Here is a 16,652-nt window from a genome sequence, read left to right as displayed (position 1 = left end):
ACCGGGGCACAGGACATATGCATCCCCCCGTCAGGCAAGCGCGCCGGGGCCCGCGAGCAGGATCCGGTCCAGCCCCGGATGCGGCGTCCAGGCCGGATCCTCGGCGGCCCAAAGCCGCAGATCGGCGCGCAGCACCATCGCGCCGCGCAGGTCAGCCTGATACATCGGCCCGCCGCGCCAGCGCGGAAAGCCGTGCCCCTCGACCATGACATGGTCGATGTCCGAGGCCCGGCGCGCCACCCCCTCGCTCAGCAGCGCGATCCCCTCATTGGCAAGCGCGGCCAGCCAGCGGCTCAGGATCTCTTCCCCGGCCATTTCCGTCTGGGCCATTTCCGGGCCCCGATCCGCACCCAGATCCGCCAGCGGCCCGGCCCCCTGGCCGAAACCGGACAGCGCCGAGGCAAGCCTGTCCCGCGCCACCCCCGCGGCCAGAAGCCGCTCCAGCGCCGCGCGCCCGGCCCACGCCATCCGCCGCCCCAGCACCGGCCGCCCGCCGGTCAGGACGGCGGGCAGGCCGATCCGGCGCAAGAGTTCGGCGGCGGTGGCGACATCCCGCGCGGCCATGCCCTCGGGGCAGGCCAGTTCGCTCAGCCTCGCCGAGGGCGCCAGCGCCAGACCCGCCATGCCGTCGCCGCCCCCCAGAGCCAGATGCACCGCATCCCGGGCCGGGGGCCGCGGCGCGGCATCCGGAACATGGACGACCAGCCCCGCCGCCTCCACCTCATCCACGCCCAGATCCAGCCGCGCCAGATCGGCGTCGCGCGCCAGCGCCTGCACCCGCCCGGCCCGCAGATCGGCGTCGAGCCGCGCCTCAAGCCAGCGCCGCGCGGTCGCCGCCGCCGCGCGGTCGGCAAGCTGCCAGCGCACCCGCAGCCCCCGCGCCAGCGCATGCTGCGCCAGAACCGCCTGCGCCCCGGCCAGCCCCCTCAGCCCCAGCACCGCGACCTCGGCCGGGCGCGCCCGGGCGGGCATGGCGCAGGCCCTGCGCCCGGCCCGGGCCGCCGCCCGCAGGGCCCGCGATTCCGCCGAGGCCTCCAGATCCTCATGCGCCACCGCCTCCATCGCGACGCCATTGGCGAAGGGCAGGTAAAGCGCGGCCTCGACGCAATCGAGGATCCGGGCCGGGGCGGAAAGCGGCGCCGGTCGCAGCCTGGCCCGCGCCGCCCCGATCGCCGCGCGATGCGCCTCGGGCCCGGACAGACCGTCCAGACCGGACGAGACCGGCCGCGCGGAGACCGGGCGCGGCGCCCGCATCGCCCGCGCCAGCGCGACCGCCGCCTCCAGAGGCACCTCGCCCCCCAGGCGGTCGACCAGCCCGGCGGCAAGGCCCGCCTCGGGCGTGACCACGACGCCGTCGAGCAGGATCTCGACCGCCGTCGCCGTGCCGACCAGGCGCGGCAGGCGCTGGGTCGCGCCGGAATTCGGCGGCAGGCCAAGCGCGATCCCCGGCAGGCTGAACCGCGCGCCATCGGCCGCCACCCGGGCATGGGCGGCCAGCGTCAGCTCCGCCCAAGGGCCGCCGACCGCGCCCTCAAGCACGGCGACGACCGGCAGCGGGCAATCCTCGACCAAAGCGCAAAGCCGGGCGAGGTCGGGCTGAAGACGTGAATCGCCCTCGGGCAGGTCGAGCGCCGAGGCCGCGCCGAAACCGCGCCCGCCCCGGACGGCCAGAACGACGCCTCGCAGGGCGGCAGGGGCGGTTCGGGGCGGGACGGCGGGCCCGGGCCGACTCTGCGGCGGAAAGGCGGGCGGCGCGCCCATGCGCAAAGGCTGGCGTTCGGATGGCGCGTTTTCGGGTGGCTGGGATCCGGCCACCAGGTTTTCCAGCGCCTTCCCGGAGGCCCGACCAAGGCCTTCCGCCGTGGCGCCATCGCCCCCCGGCATCGCTGTCGCGGCGGATCCGGCCCCGCCATCCTGGCTCAAAGCCTCGAAGGTCCGGACCAGCGCCGCACGCAAAGGCGCCGAAAGCGCGTTGGACGGCGGATTGTGGAGGGTCAGGACCGCGATCTCGCCACCCGGACCTGCGCTTTCGATCCCGACCTCGGCGCCGTCAGCCTTCATACCACACCATCGGGCGGCATCCGCCGCCCCTCTCCTGCACCCGTGCAGCGCAGTTTAACAGGCCTTTTACCAAAGGGATCAAGCCCTTGACGCCATGCAGCCCCAAAAGGCGCCACGACCGCACCTCGGGCCAGAGGCTCCGCGCGACCCGCAGGCCGGAGGGCGATCCCGGAAAGGCGGCCGCTACAGCAGCCGAGCTTGTCCCAAAACAGCAATCCCGGCGCGATTCGGATCGCGGCCAAGGGAACAGGCCCCGCCCTTCCAGAGGCGGCCGGGACAGCCGCTCGGCCCGGCAGGCTCCGAAACCATCCCGCGACGCCGGACCTGAGACCCCACCGCAAATTTACAGGGACGGCCCGACCTCCCGGTGCAGCGGCCCGCCTCAAGCCCGGGCGTCGGTGATCAAACCGGCACGTCGTCGAAGGCCGCTTCGAAAGCCTCGTCGCGCTGCCGACGGGTCTCGGGATCGGCCGTTGCAGGAGCGGGGGCCAGCCCCATGAGGGTATTGAGCGCCCGCATCTCGGCCAGCAGCGCCCGCAGGGCCAGGTCATGGCCAGCAATGCCCATGTCCAGGGCAAGTTCGCCCGTCTTCCGCACCGGATATTCGCCAAAGCCGCGCATGATGCCCTCCTCTTCCGCTATGATTTCGAAGCACAGCATGAAGGATCGCGGAAGATGGCGCCTTGACGCAGGTCAAGTGCGGCTGCGACGGGGCAACCCGCCCGTCCGGCGGCGCACGATCCGCCCTTGGCGCCGGGGCGCGCACGCATTGGGGGGCGCCGGAGCGCGCGCTTGGGGCTGGATCAGCACCCGGCACATGCTGGCTGGCGGGGGGATCACGGGTGGATGCGCCGATGCGCCCCCCGGCGCGGCAAGGGTGAAAGTCCATGTCCTTGCACGGGCCAAGCCGCGAACCAGAAGACCAAGGCCCCGGCCGGTTCGCGGGGCCCCTTCCGGCCCGCCGGGCCAGGCGATAGACTGACGACTGACCAACGACACGCAGGACCGCACCCCATGGATATCCGCCCGCTGACCGACACCTATGCCGTCTCGCCCCAGATCGAACCTTCGGACCTGGCCGCCGTGAAGGCTGCGGGCTACCGCGTGGTGATCGACAACCGCCCAGATGCCGAAATCCCGGATCATCTGCATGCGGAAGGCATGCGGGCCGAGGCCGAGGCGCTCGGCCTCGTCTTCGTCGAGAACCCGGTGATCGGCGGCGCGCTCACCATGGCCAATGTCGAGGCCCAGGCCCGCGCCATCGCCGAGGCCGAAGGCCCGGTCCTGGCCTATTGTGCCAGCGGCAACCGCTCCTCGGTCGTCTGGGCGCTGACCCAGGCCGGGACGCGCCCGGCGGATGAACTGATCGCATTGCCCGCGCGCCACGGCTATCAGCTCGAACATCTTCGCCCGCAGATCGAGGCGCTGGCGGCGGCAAAGCGCGGCTGAAGGCCGGAGACCTGAAGCCGGGGAGTGGACCCGAGGGGCGCAGGCCCACGGTCGAGGACGGAACCCGGAACCCGAAGACCGGAGACAAAGGACGGCCGAAGATCGCAGGCGGGATCCCTGCACGGCCGAGGATCTGACGACTTCGGGATCGCGCCCTCAATCCTTGTCCCTCCCATCCCCGGTCCCCGCCCATCGCCCGCCCCTCCTCGGCCCGGCCCCTCTCCTGCCCGTCTGGTCCCAACTGCCCCTCCCTAGCCCGTCGCAAGCAGGCCGTCGGCGCCGCCCGGAGCGGACGGCGACCCGGTCGGGGCCGTTGTCTCGGATTCTGCCATCGGCGGGTCTGGCGTCACGGGACCTGCCGTCGTCGAAGTTGCCGCGACCGGATCCGCCGGAACACCCGCCGCTGTCGGCGCCGCGTCGGCGAGGTTCGCACCGGCTTGGGGCTTGCCAGCCGACCCCTTGCCAGCCGGAACTGTGCCGACAGGACCCGTGCCGACCGGAGGGATACCCGCCAAGGGCATACCGATAGGGGACATATCCAACGGGGCGATGCCGGTCGGAGGCGCGCCGGTCGGAGATGCGCCGGTCGGGGGCGGGCCGGTCGGGGGCAAGTCGGCGGCAACCGCTCCGCCGGGCGGATTGCGGGCCAGCGCGGACGACGGGCTATGCGCGCCGGGCCCGATCAGCGGGGCCTTCGCCCTGGAACCGTCCAGCGGGGCTTTCGTCCCGGAAGCGGTCGGCGCAGCCTGCACCTCGGGCCCGATCTCGGCCAGCCGCAGCGCCCGCATGCCGCGATGCTGGCCGAGCCGCGCCCTGGCATGGGCGGTGCCATCGAGCCCCGCCAGCGTGATCCGGTCGATGGCCGCCCCGTCCAGCACCAGAACCTGGTCGGGGGCGAGATCCATGACCTCATGCAAGGGCATGACGAGCCGCGACAGGACCGCATCGAGGCGGCAATCCGACAGCATGACCGCCGAGGCCAGCGCATCGCCGAAGCGGGCGCGCGCCTCTCCGGCCTGGCTGGAGGCGGCCTCGGGCGCGGGCGGGGGCGCCTGTCCCCGCCCCTCGGCCGGAAGGACCAGAAGCAACTCGCCGGTCCTGACGCCGGAAACGAGGCGGGCCTTGCGCGCTGCGGCATCCCCGGGCGCGCCATCGGCGCCCGCCCCGTCATCAGCCTCGGAGATGCCAAGCGCCAGCCTTGCCCGCAGCAGGCGATAAAGCTGTTCGTCGAGCAAAAGGCCCAGCGAACGCGCATCCTCGACGAAGGAGGCGTAGCGAAAGCCCCCCGCCCAGACCAGATCGGGATCGGTGGCGAGCAGATCGTCCAGCCCCGCCAGCCCGCCGTCGATCACCATCGAGACGAGCCCCGCGTCGATGCGCGAGGGGCGGCGCGGCAGCACCGGGCCAGGCAGCACCCGCCCCACCGTCTGCATCTCGATCAGCGCGGAGGAAAGGCCTGGCGACAGCGCAACCATGCCAAGCCCGCCCCCCGGCCCGTCCAGAAGGCCGATCAGCGCGCGTTCGGGCAGAAGCTCCAGCACCTCGTCCAGGCTGCGGCGCGACAGGGCGGTCTCGGCCACCTCGATCAGCAGCCCGGTCGCGTCGCGGGCCGCGCGCGGGAAGGCCAGCCGCCAGCCCGCCTCGGCCCCCGTCGGCGGCTCGTTGCCGGGGGCCGCGCCCCGCCGGGCCTTGCGCCGCAGGATATCGTTCATGCCGCCGGTTCCCCTTTCGCCCAGACCTGCCCCGGCCGCGCCACCACCAGGACGCAGCGCAGCCGCGCGCCCCGCCGCCGGACGGGACAAGCCACCAGACAGGCCAGCGGACAAGCCACCAGAAAGGCCACCGGACGGGACAGGGCCAAGCCTAGGCCTCCGGGGTTAGCGAATCGTTAAACCCGACATCACCCCGGACCGCCTTCGAGCCGGAGCGGCAGCACGATGCGGAAGGCCGCCCCGCCCTGACCGGGCAGATAGTCGATCGAGCCGCCCAGATTGCCCATGATCTCGCGGCAGATCGCCAGGCCCAGGCCCGCGCCATTGGCGCGCGATTCCCCCGGAAGGCGCGAGAATTTCTCGAAAATCACCGATTGCGCCTCTTTGGGGATGCCCGAGCCGTTGTCCGAGATGTCGATCCTGACGCGCCCCGCCCGCATCCGCACCGCGATGCGGATCTCGGGCCGAAGGCCGGGGCGCGCCGGTTCGCAATATTTGCGCGCATTCGACAGGATGTTGATGAAGACCTGGGTCAGCCGGTCGGCATCGGTGCGCAGGAAGATGTTCTCGGCCAGCGGGTCGCGGACGAAGGAGAACCGCCGCTCGGGCCGGACCTGCTCCACCGCCATGATCGAGCGGTCGATCATGTCGCGCAGGCTCGCGAGCCCCAGCGAAAGCTGCACCCGCCCGCTTTCCAGCACCGACAGGTCCAGCAGGTCGTCCAGCAACCGGGTCAGCCGCAGGGATTCGTCGCGGATGATGCCACTGTTGCGCGCGACCATGGCGGCGGGCAGGTCGCCCTCGGCCATGATCTCGGAAAAGGCGCGGATCGAGGTCATCGGCGTGCGCAATTCATGGCTGATCTGGCTGAGGAAGGCGTCCTTCTGCACCGAAAGCGCGGTCAGCTTCTCATTGGCCTCGCGCAGCGCGGTGGCGGTGCGGGCCAGTTCCTCGCGCTGGCTTTCGAGCTGGCTGGAATATTCCATCATCTGCGCGCTTTCCTGCGCCAGCATCATCAGATCCTCGACCGAGACGGTCTCGCTGCCGACGAAACGGGTCAGCATCGCATGGGCGGTGGCGGCGCCGACCGCCCCGGCCAGCCGCTCTTCCAGCGCGGCCAGGAAGGCCGGGGTCGGGTCGGGCAGCAGCGACTGGCTCTTGCCCTGGTCGCGGGCGGCGCCCTCGAACAGCGCCTGCGCGGCCTCTTCGCCCAGGATGCGCTGCGCCATGATCAAAAGCGCCTCGGGCTCGGCCGCGCCCTGGGTCCAGACCCCGCCGGGCCAGATCCCGCCGGGCCGGCCTTGCGACCAGCCGCCCCCCTCGTCCGCGGATCCGTCGAAGACATTGACGAAGGCCACGCCCTGAAGACGCTCCACCGGGCCCGGAAAGCTGAGGACCGAGCCGAGGAAGAAGGCCGAGGCGTTGAGGATCATCGACCAGAACAGCGCATGGACCAGCGGATCCATCGCGCCGGTGCCGAACATCGCCTGCGGGCGCAGCCAGCCGATCCCCCAGGGGCCATGGTCCAGAACCGCGGGCGACATCAGCCCCCCCGGCCCGAAGGACGGCAGGAACAGGCACCAGGCCCAAAGCGCGAACCCCGTGAGCAACCCCGCCGCCGCCCCCACCCGCGTCGCGCCGCGCCAGAAGATCCCGCCCAGCATCGCGGGCAGGAACTGCGCCACCCCCGCGAAGGAGATCAGCCCGATCGCCGCCAGCGCCTCGGACCCCCCGGAAAGCCGGTAGTAGCCATAGCCGAGCGCCAGCACCAAGACGACCGAGATCCGCCGCGCGTTCAGCACCAGCGCCCGCACATCCTCGGAAATCGCGCCCGAGGGCCGCAGCCGCAGCCAGCTTGGCAGCACGATATGGTTCGACACCATCGTGGCCAGCGCGATCGCCTCGACGATGACCATCGAGGTGGCCGAGGAGAACCCGCCCAGGAAGGCGATCATCGCCAGCCCCCCCCGCCCCTCGGCAAGCGGCAGCGTCAGCACGAACATGTCGGGGTTCGAGCCCTCGGGCAACCGCTCCAGCCCCAGGACGGCGATCGGCACGATGAACAGGCTCATCACCAGCATATAGGCCGGAAAGGCCCATGAGGCGCGGGCAAGCTGGCCATCGTCGGAATTCTCGACCACCATGACCTGGAACATCCGCGGCAGGCAGATCACCGCCGCGCCCGCCAGCATCAGGATCGCGGTCCAGCGCCCGGGCTGGAACGCCCACGAGGCCGGGTCCAGCGCGTCGATCCGCGCCATGGTCTCGGCCACGCCCCCGGCAAGGCCCCAGACCACGAAGCCCCCGACCGCGACCAGCGCGATCAGCTTCACCACCGCCTCGACCGCGATGGCGGTGACGATGCCGGGGTGCTGCTCGTTGGCGTCGAGGTTGCGGGTCCCGAAGAGGATGGTGAACAACGCCAGCCCCCCCGCGACCCAGATCGCCGTGGTGGCGGCCACCGGACGGGGGGCGGGGGCGCTCTCGGCCAGGATCTGCGCCTCGGCGAAGATCTCGAAGGCCAGGACCACCGATTGCAGTTGCAGCGCGATATAAGGCGTCACCGCCGCCACCGCCATCAGGGTGACGATCACCCCCAGCAGGTTCGACTTGCCGAAGCGCGACGAGATCAGGTCGGCGATCGAGGTGACCCGCTGCCGCCGCCCGATCCGCACCAGCTTGCGCAGCACCCACCACCAGCCGATGAAGACCAGTGTCGGGCCGAGGTAGATGGTCAGGAACTCGGGCCCCGAGCGCGCGGCATAGCCCACGGCGCCGTAGAAGGTCCAGGCGGTGCAATAGACCGACAGCGACAGCGTATAGACCAGGGGCGAGCGCAGGAAGGCCAGCCGCCCGGCCAGCGCCCGGCGCTCGACCAGGAAGGCGACCGAGAAGAGGAAGATCACATAGGCGAGGCAGGAGAGGACGAGAAGGTTGAAGGCCATGGCTCAGCCCCCCGCCGGGCGGATGGAGGGGGCCGGACGCCCGAAGCGCGGCGGAAGCGGGCTCGGGCGGGCACCCTGGTCGGAGGGTGTGCCCGGGCCGGACGGGGTGTCTTGGTCGGTATCGGGCGGAGTGACGGTGTCGGGCGGGGGGACGATGGCGAGCACGGCGGCGTGGCCGGGCAAGGCGCGCGCCTCTGGCACCGCGCTCGCCTCGGGCGGAAGGCCCCGGCCGGGCGCGACGACAATGCGGGGCGGCGGGCCGACGGCCGACGCGATGCCAGTGTCGGTTGGAATGATGGTGGTCGGCGGGCGGGCGGTGGCGGTGGCGTGGTCAAGCGGGGCAACGCCGCCCGGCGGGGCATCTGCGGCAAACTCTCTGTCGGGTTCAGGCAAGGCCTCGGCATCAGGCCGCACGCCTGCTTCGGAATAGTCGAACAGGGCGCGCGAGGCCCGCTCCATGCCTGCGCCCCGCGTCGCGCCGGATGCAGGCGGCGGGAGCGGACCGGGCTGGACCGGATCGGGCCGGGCGAACGGATCGGATGGAACACCCGGATCGAGCGGGACAACTGGGCCGGATGGCGCGACGGGATCGGATGGCGCGACGGAATCGAGATGGACAGGCGGACCATTCGCGGCAAGCGGATTGCCAGCGTCGGCCCGCATGAGCGGATTGGCCAGGCCCGCAGGCCCGGACCGGGTCGGCGGCCCGGACGGGGCATCCCGGTCGGGGAAGGGCGCGCGGCCCGGGGCCACCTCTCCCGGATCCGAAGTCGGCTCTGCCGCCCTGCCCCGGCCCGGGTCCCCGGAGGCGGGCGGCGGAAGATCCATGCCGCTGCCGGGCCGGGCCTCGGCCCTGGGACTGAAGCCGGGACCGGGGCCTTGGGACGGATCGGCCTCGGCGGGGTTGCGGGCGGCCGCAAGATCGGGCGCCCCCGCCAGCGGGCCGGGACCGGGGCCCGGCTCGCCCTCGGATCCGGGTCGGCTCAGCGCGCGGGCGAAGATCGCCGCCACCAGGATCAGCGCCGACCAGATCGCGAAAAGATAGACGATATCCGACGAGAGCCCCCGCCCCCCGTCCCCGGCGGCGGGCCAGAACACCGGCAGGGTCAGCAGGAAAAGCCCGAAGACCGGCAAGAGCCGCACCGCATCGCGCAACCGGCGCAGCCGGTAGTTCGAACGGGCGAGGAACATCGGCCGACGCGGCGCCTTCATCGCCTGCCCGCCATCCGGCGGCCTTGCGACCCGAGGCCCGAGGCTGTGGCAACTCCGGGCCGCCTCGCGGATCGAGGAACTGCCGCATGGCCGATTTGCGACACGAAGCCGGTGAGCATGGCGAAAACGGCTTTCGGCGCACCGCAGGTTGCGCCGGAAAACCCTGCCCGAGGCGCAGGGCCCCTGGCGGCGGCAAGATCGGCCCGCGGCATGGAAACGGCGAAAGAAACGAGACCTGCCTGAGAAGAGACGTTGGGCTGAGAAGAGACGTTGGGCTGCGACGCAAAGCCGGTGGCCTCCGTCCTCAGCGCAAGGCCTGTGGCCGGAGCGGGACCAACCCGCGGCGCATGAGCCGCCGCCGCGGCAGGTTGGGCCTGCGACAGGGCGGCGGCGACAGAGGCAAGACCGGCTTGCGATGCAGGCCCGGCGATGCCGCCCCGCAGCGCGATGTTCACCCGCAGCGCAAAAGCCGTGGCGGCGAAAAAACCGGCCTGCGGCATGGAATCGGCCATTGTGGCGAGACCAGCCCGCGACGCAAAGCCGGTGGCGGCAAGCCCGGGCCTCGGCGCAAAGCCGGTGGCGGGGGCGAGACCGGCTTGTCGCGCGCGGCGGGGGGTGGCACGGCCGGTCTGCGGCGCGCGCGGGGTGGTGGCGGCAGGGGCGGGCCCGGCCTGCCGCCGTGGGCGGGGCGCTCCCCGCTCTTGCCGAGCTGCGCCGCGCGGGCCGCCTGCCATGCGTTCCGCCATCGGGCCTAAGCCCCGCCCGTCAGCGCCCGGACCTCGGCCAGGATCTCGGCATTCGAAAAGGGTTTGGTCATGAACCGGCTGACGCCCGCGCGCTCGGCCATTTCCCGGTCGCGCGGCAGGCCCTTGGCGGTCAGCATCAGCACCGGCAGCGCCTCGGTCGCCGGATCGGCGCGGATCGCCAGCAGCGCGTCCAGCCCCGACATCCCCGGCAGCATATGGTCGAGGATCACCAGATCCGGCGCCAGCCGCCGCGCGGCCTCGGGCGCGCCCTTGCCCTCGGCAAGATGCGTGACCCGCAGGCCCGCGCGGGTCAGGATGAAGCAGATCGCCTCGGCGATGTTCGGCTCGTCCTCGATCAGCAGGACATGCTGCGTCATGGCGGGTCTCCCTCCCCCGAGAAGACTTCGGCCCGGAGGCCGGGTGGCGCGGCGGTCGCCATGGTCGCGGCCGCGCCACCCTGTCCGGGCGTGACAGTATCGGACGATTTGCGCGGCGGTGTCAAAGGGAGGGGGCGCTGCCCCCTCGGCGCCTTTGGCGCCTCACCCCCGGGATATTTTTGCAAAGAAGAATGGGGGAGAGGCGGGGCGACTGGTGGGGGGTGCATGTGGAGGCCGCATGTGCGCCGGGATTTCGGCGCGGGGCGCGGTCCGGATGTGGGAGATCCCGGCGGGGCCGGGTTTCGGCGTCGATGCGGGTTCGGGCGGGTCGGGGAACAGGGGCGAGCCTCAGGCGCTTAGGCCCAGGATCGAGAGTTCGCGCCTTGCGGGGCAAGGTTCGCGCGGGCAGATCCGGCAGGTCGATCCGACCGGCAGCGCCTCATCGCCCGGTGCCGGATCGCCGAGCGGCAGGAGCAGCATGCCCGCGGTGCGCAGGTCCGGCCCGGCAAAGCCGAAGGGCAGACGGCTTTCGCAAAAGGCCATGGCGCGGAAGACCCCGCCCCCGGCGCTGGCGCTTTCGACCAGGGCGGAGACCGCCAGACCGGGCCGCGCCAGCGCCGAAAACAGCGGCCAGAGCGGGCAGGCCGCCCCGAAGCGCGGCAGGGTGAAGCCCGGCGCGGGCTTGCGAAACAGCAAGGTCCCCGAGGCGTCGCACAGCACGAGCCCCGCCTCGGCCCCCGGCAGGAGCGCGATGCGGCGCATCACTGCCAGCACGCCCACCCCGAACCGCGCCGCCAGCAGCGCGGGATCGGGCCCCGCCTCGGCCAGGGCGGCCGAGAACGGGCCGAGCGGCAGCGCCCTGGCATCGGCGCGCGCCTGCGCCAGATGCGCCAGCGCCAGCGCCCGGCCCGCGCCGGAGGCCAGCGCGGAAATCTCGCGCTCAAGCGCCTGCGCCCCGGCCCGCCCGCCGACAGGCCCCTCGGCATGCCTGTCGCCCCGCCTGTCAACCCGCCGGTCGCCATGCCTGTCGATACCGGCGGGCGGGCCGCCCTCCATCCCGGACGGGGCATCCGGCGGGGCGCCGGGTCCGGTCCCGGGGGTGGCGTCGGCGGCGCGTGGCCGGGACCGGGACCGGGGCGGGGGCGGGGGCGGGGCGGCGTCCCTGGCAGGATGTGGGACGACGGAGGGGGCGGTGCCGGGCCTGGAGTCGCGGGTGGAGTCAAGCGCGGCGCGCGAAACGTCATCCTGCAAGCCGTCCGGGGCCGCGTCGGCCCCCGGGCCGGCGCGCCCTGCGGGGTCCGCTTCCGCGGCGAGGCCCTCCCCCGTCATGGCCCCCGTCATGGCCCCCGTGATGGCCGCCGCCACCTCTTTCGTTGCCCCCGCTTTGCCCTCGGGCCCGTCTTCCGCCGCCAGTTCGGCCTCCAACTCGGCCTCGATCTCGGGCAGGTGCCAGCCGCGCGCGGCCAGCCAGCCCTCCAGCTCTTCCTGCGGGGCGGCGGCGCCTTCCTCGGGCGCGGTCTCGGACCGGTCGAGATAGGCCACCAGCGCCCCCGCGCCCCGGGCCAGCCGCTCGCTGTCCTGGTGCAGGTTGCCGTGGAAGCGCCGCCGCCATTCGGGGTCCAGATCCTCGGTCTCGGCCAGGATCGCCGAAGTCGCCCGCACGCCCGACAGGGCCGACAACAGCTCATGCAGCGCGGCCGACAGATGCGGGTCGTGGCCCAGCCGGTCGTTCAGCGCCGAGACCGCCCGCTCCAGCGCGACATTGCGCCCGTGCAGCCCCGCGACCAGCCCCGCCCAGCCGGGAAAGCGGGCGGCGAAATCCTCGGGCCGCTCGATCCCCGGGGCTGCGGCGGGCAGGCTGGCGGCGGCGGCGCGCAGATCCTCGACCAGCGCGGCGGGAGAGGCGTCGGAGAAGGCCCCCGCCTCGACCCCGAGCGCATGGGCCAACCGCTCCAGCACCTCGGGCGTGACGTTGCGCCGGTTGTGCTCGATCAGGTTGAGATAGGAGGCCGAGATCCCCGCCCCCGCCGCGACCTGGGCCTGGCGCAGCCCGAGGGCGAGCCGCCGCTCGCGCAGCCGCGCGCCGGTCAGGGTGGCGGTCAAAGCGGGCGGCATCGCCGGGCCGGGCTGAGGGGGCTTGCAGGCAGGAGGGGCATTGCGGGCTCCGGCAAGGGATCGGTCAGGCGGTTCAGGTCGGGCGCATCGGGACGGGACGACCGCGGAACCTCACAACCATCCCCCTTTCGCGAAAGCGATTTTACAGGACCCGGCGAACTTTACAAAGCCGATAAAGCCGTGGTCCGGCGCGCCCCCTCCCCGCTCCGGCCCCCAACCGGACGCCCCGGCACAGGTTTCGTTTGCATTTCACGCCTTCCGGCGCAGTCTGGAAGCCGGGGCCCCGATCCATCGCCACCTCATGGCCCCGCCGGAGGAGAGCGTGGCCTATATCGACGGCTTCCTGATTCCCCTGCGCAACGAGGACCGCGCGCGCTATCGCGAGCATGAGCTGAAATGGTGGCGAAGCTTCAAGGATCTTGGCGCGCTGACCCTTGTCGCGGGGTGGGGCGACGATGTGCCGCCGGGCCAGAGGACCGACTTGCATCGCGCGCCGTCGATCTGCGGGAGGGCGAGACGATGATCTTCCTCTGGATGACCTGGCCCGACAAGGCCACCCGCGATGCCGCCTTCAGCCGGTTGGAGGCGCTGGCCGCCACCCAGGACATGTCCGAAATGCCCTTCGACGGCGCAAGGATGGTCTTTGGCGGCTTCACGCCCCTGATCATGGCAAGCTGAAGACCCCAACCGCCCGGCGCGCCCTTCCCCTGCGCGCCGGTTTTGGCTACATCGCGGTCAGCACAGGGGAGAAGCCGGATGCCGATGGAAAAGACCTTCAACGCCGCCGAGGCGGAAGCCCGCATCTCGAAGCTGTGGCTCGACAACAAGGTCGGCCGCGCCGGGGCGAATGCGAAACCCGGAAAACCCGCCTTCTCGGTCGTCATCCCGCCGCCCAATGTCACCGGCGCCCTGCATATGGGGCATGCCTTCAACAACACGCTGCAGGACGTGCTGGTGCGCTGGCACCGGATGCGCGGCCATGACACGCTGTGGCAGCCCGGCACCGACCATGCCGGGATCGCGACCCAGATGGTGGTCGAGCGCGAACTGGCCAGGACCAACCGCCGCCGCACCGATTTCACCCGCGCCGAATTCGAGGAACTGGTCTGGGAGCAGAAGCGCCGCTCGCGCGGGAACATCATCGGCCAGCTCCAGCGCCTCGGCGCCACCTGCGACTGGGACCGCGAGGCCTTCACCATGTCCGGCGCCCCCGGCGCGCCCGAGGGCGAGGAGGGCAATTTCCATGACGCCGTGATCAAGGTCTTCGTCGAGATGCACGACAAGGGCCTGATCTATCGCGGCAAAAGGCTGGTGAACTGGGACCCGCATTTCGAGACGGCGATCTCGGACCTCGAAGTCGAACAGATCGAGGTCGCGGGCCATATGTGGCATTTCAAATACCCGCTGGCCGGGGGCGAGACCTATCTCTATCAGGAGAAGGACGAGGGTGGCAAAGTCACCTTCCAGGAAGAGCGCGACTATATCTCGATCGCCACCACCCGGCCGGAAACCATGCTGGGCGACGGCGCCGTGGCGGTTCATCCATCGGATGAACGTTACTCCGCAATCGTCGGGAAACTCTGCGAAATCCCGGTCGGCCCGAAAGAGCATCGGCGGCTGATCCCGATCATCACCGACATGTATCCCGACCCGGCCTTCGGCTCGGGCGCGGTGAAGATCACCGGCGCGCATGACTTCAACGACTACGGCGTGGCGCAACGCAACGGCCTGCCGCTCTACCGGCTGATGGACAGCCGCGCGCGGATGCGCGACGACGGGCTGAATTACGCCGAAAGCTGCGACCGCGCGAAGGCGATCCTCGACGGCGCCGCCTTCTCGGCCGCCGAGGTCGACCTGATCAACCTGGTGCCGCCGGAGTTGCGCGGGCTCGACCGGCTTGAGGCGCGCAAGGCGGTGATCGCGGCGATCAATGCCGAGAAGCTCTCGGTCACCACGCTGGTCAGATCCGTCGACAAGGAGACCGGGGCCGAGCATCTGGAACGGGTGCCGCTGGTCGAGGCCAAGCCGATCATGCAGCCCTTCGGCGACCGCTCGAAAGTGGTGATCGAGCCGATGCTGACCGACCAGTGGTTCGTCGACACCGACAGGATCGTCGGGCCCGCGCTGGATGCGGTCAGGAACGGCGACACCGTGATCCTGCCCGAGCGCGACACCAAGACCTATTTCCACTGGCTCGAGAATATCGAGCCCTGGTGCATCTCGCGCCAGTTGTGGTGGGGCCACCGCATTCCGGTCTGGTATGGGCTGAACATCTGGCCCGCCGGTTTCGCCGACGACCAGGGCGACAATGCCCTCGACGAGGTCGAGATCTTCGGCCTGCTGCTCGACGGCGGCTTCAACACGGCCGAGCCCGTGCATTTCTGCGCCGCCACCCTCGATGGCGTGACCGAGCGTTTCCGCGACGCGCTGGCGCCGCTGCCGATGCCCTTGAACCACGCCCGCATCGTCGAGGTGGCCGACCGGGCCGAGGCGGCCGACGTGCTGGCCGCCGCGCTGGCCGAATACAACCTCAGCCAGGATCCGACCCGGCTGGTCTATCCGGTCTGGCGCGACGCCGATGTGCTGGACACCTGGTTCTCCTCGGGGCTCTGGCCGATCGGCACCCTGGGCTGGCCCGAGGAAACCCCCGAACTCGCCCGCTATTTCCCGACCAGCGTCCTGGTCACCGGCTTCGACATCATCTTCTTCTGGGTCGCCCGGATGATGATGATGCAGCTTGCCGTGGTCGATCAGGTGCCGTTCCGCACCGTCTATGTCCATGCCCTCGTCCGCGACGAGAAGGGCAAGAAGATGTCGAAATCGCTGGGCAACGTGCTCGACCCGCTGGAGCTGATCGACGAATACGGCGCCGATGCGGTGCGCTTCACGCTTGCCGCGATGGCGGCGATGGGGCGCGATCTGAAACTCTCGCGCGAGCGGATCGCGGGCTATCGCAACTTCGGCACAAAATTGTGGAACGCCTGCCGCTTCGCCGAGATGAACGGCGTCTGGGACGGCCATGCCACCACCGCCGCCCCGCCCCGGGCGCTGGCCACCGCCAACCGCTGGATCATCGGCGAAACCGCCCGGGTGCTGGCCGAGGTCGACCTGGCCCTGGCCGAATTCCGCTTCGACCAGGCGGCGGATGCGCTTTACAAATTCGTCTGGGGCAAGGTCTGCGACTGGTATGTCGAATTCGCCAAGCCGCTGTTCGACGGCCAGGACGCGGCCGAGACGCGGGCGACCATGGCCTGGGTGCTGGACCAGTCGATGATCCTGCTGCATCCCTTCATGCCCTTCATCACCGAGGAACTCTGGTCCACCACCGGCAAGCGCGCCTCTCCCCTGGTCCATGCCGACTGGCCGGAGTACGGGCCCGCGCTGATCGACGCCGAGGCCGCGGCCGAGATGGGCTTCGTCACCGGGCTGATCGAAGAGATCCGCTCGGCCCGCGCCCAGGTCCATGTGCCGGTGGGGCTGAAGATCGACCTGGTCGCGACCGCGCTTTCCGCTCCCGCCCGCGCCGCCTGGGAAAAGAACGAGGCCCTGATCCGGCGGCTGGCGCGGATCGACAGCTTCTCCGAGGGCGCGGCGCCCAGGGGCTCGATCATGGTCGCGCTGGAGGGCGCAGCCTTCGCCATCCCGCTCGAAGGGCTGATCGACATCGCCGAGGAAAAGGCCCGGCTGCAAAAGGCGCTCGACAAGATCGGCAAAGAGATCGGCGGCCTGAAGGGGCGGCTCGACAATCCGAAATTCGTAGCCTCCGCCCCGGAAGAGGTGGTGGACGAGGCCCGCGCCAATCTGGAAGCGCGCGAGGAGGAAGCCGCCCGGATCGCCTCCGCGCTCCGGCGCCTCGCCGAACTGGCCTGACCCGGCCGCCGCAGGCCCCGCCACCGAAAAACCGCCCGCGCCCGCAGCCCCATCGCCTGCGGGCGCCCCCGCCTTGCGCCCCACCCCAACCCGACGCAAGCCCCCAATACCCCCCCTTTCTTCTTTGCAAAAATATCCCGGGGGTGAGGCGCCAAAGGCGCCGAG

General features: G+C 71.6%; 12 protein-coding genes. 4 read left to right on the top strand and 8 right to left on the bottom strand.

Annotation, left to right across the window (positions count from 1 at the left end):
- Window positions 1-30: 30 nt before the first annotated feature.
- Window positions 31-2,061 (bottom strand): enoyl-CoA hydratase-related protein, encoded by a 2,031-nt coding sequence (locus ABNX41_RS18190; RefSeq protein ID WP_438671123.1) that lies wholly within the window; start codon window positions 2,059-2,061, stop codon window positions 31-33.
- A 402-nt stretch (window positions 2,062-2,463) separates the two neighbouring features.
- Window positions 2,464-2,721: a hypothetical protein gene (locus tag ABNX41_RS18185; RefSeq protein ID WP_438671122.1), complete on the bottom strand. Its 258-nt coding sequence runs from the start codon at window positions 2,719-2,721 to the stop codon at window positions 2,464-2,466.
- 354 nt (window positions 2,722-3,075) lie between these two features.
- Between ABNX41_RS18185 and ABNX41_RS18180 the strand changes: the two genes are divergently transcribed.
- Window positions 3,076-3,510 carry a protein tyrosine phosphatase family protein gene (locus ABNX41_RS18180; RefSeq protein WP_438671121.1) on the top strand — a complete coding sequence of 145 codons (435 nt, stop codon included), beginning with the start codon at window positions 3,076-3,078 and terminating at the stop codon, window positions 3,508-3,510.
- A 251-nt stretch (window positions 3,511-3,761) separates the two neighbouring features.
- On the opposite strand, the gene ABNX41_RS18175 is transcribed toward ABNX41_RS18180, so the two are convergent.
- From ABNX41_RS18175 to ABNX41_RS18150, 6 genes are all read right to left on the bottom strand, one after another.
- Complete coding sequence (locus ABNX41_RS18175; protein WP_438671120.1) at window positions 3,762-5,222, bottom strand: FliM/FliN family flagellar motor C-terminal domain-containing protein; 1,461 nt, start codon at window positions 5,220-5,222, stop codon at window positions 3,762-3,764.
- A gap of 188 nt (window positions 5,223-5,410) precedes the next feature.
- Entirely contained in the window at window positions 5,411-8,167 is a 2,757-nt protein-coding gene (locus ABNX41_RS18170; protein ID WP_438671119.1) for an ATP-binding protein, read from the bottom strand.
- A gap of 3 nt (window positions 8,168-8,170) precedes the next feature.
- Window positions 8,171-9,379: a hypothetical protein gene (locus ABNX41_RS18165; protein WP_438671118.1), complete on the bottom strand. Its 1,209-nt coding sequence runs from the start codon at window positions 9,377-9,379 to the stop codon at window positions 8,171-8,173.
- The gene (locus tag ABNX41_RS18160; protein ID WP_438671117.1) at window positions 9,376-9,891 is read right to left on the bottom strand and encodes a hypothetical protein; all 516 of its coding nucleotides are present in this window, start codon (window positions 9,889-9,891) and stop codon (window positions 9,376-9,378) included. The genes ABNX41_RS18165 and ABNX41_RS18160 overlap by 4 nt, the downstream gene beginning before the upstream one ends.
- A gap of 239 nt (window positions 9,892-10,130) precedes the next feature.
- On the bottom strand, window positions 10,131-10,502 hold the full coding sequence (locus tag ABNX41_RS18155) for a response regulator transcription factor (RefSeq protein ID WP_438671116.1): 372 nt from the start codon (window positions 10,500-10,502) through the stop codon (window positions 10,131-10,133).
- Window positions 10,503-10,850: 348 nt separating this feature from the next.
- On the bottom strand, window positions 10,851-12,605 hold the full coding sequence (locus ABNX41_RS18150; RefSeq protein ID WP_438671115.1) for a helix-turn-helix domain-containing protein: 1,755 nt from the start codon (window positions 12,603-12,605) through the stop codon (window positions 10,851-10,853).
- Between the two features lie 334 nt (window positions 12,606-12,939).
- Between ABNX41_RS18150 and ABNX41_RS18145 the strand changes: the two genes are divergently transcribed.
- The 3 genes from ABNX41_RS18145 to ABNX41_RS18135 all read left to right on the top strand — a co-directional run bounded on the left by ABNX41_RS18145 (window position 12,940) and on the right by ABNX41_RS18135 (window position 16,487).
- The gene (locus ABNX41_RS18145; RefSeq protein WP_438671114.1) at window positions 12,940-13,140 is read left to right on the top strand and encodes a DUF1428 family protein; all 201 of its coding nucleotides are present in this window, start codon (window positions 12,940-12,942) and stop codon (window positions 13,138-13,140) included.
- Window positions 13,137-13,295: a DUF1428 family protein gene (locus ABNX41_RS18140; protein WP_438671113.1), complete on the top strand. Its 159-nt coding sequence runs from the start codon at window positions 13,137-13,139 to the stop codon at window positions 13,293-13,295. Before ABNX41_RS18145 ends, ABNX41_RS18140 begins: the two co-directional genes overlap by 4 nt.
- Window positions 13,296-13,373: 78 nt before the next feature.
- Window positions 13,374-16,487: a valine--tRNA ligase gene (locus tag ABNX41_RS18135; protein WP_438671112.1), complete on the top strand. Its 3,114-nt coding sequence runs from the start codon at window positions 13,374-13,376 to the stop codon at window positions 16,485-16,487.
- The last annotated feature ends 165 nt before the right edge of the window (window positions 16,488-16,652 follow it).

It is taken from the genome of Pseudogemmobacter sonorensis (assembly GCF_042762395.1).
In the GTDB taxonomy this organism is placed as follows: domain Bacteria; phylum Pseudomonadota; class Alphaproteobacteria; order Rhodobacterales; family Rhodobacteraceae; genus Pseudogemmobacter; species Pseudogemmobacter sonorensis.
This window is presented reverse-complemented; position numbering and strand designations above follow the sequence as displayed.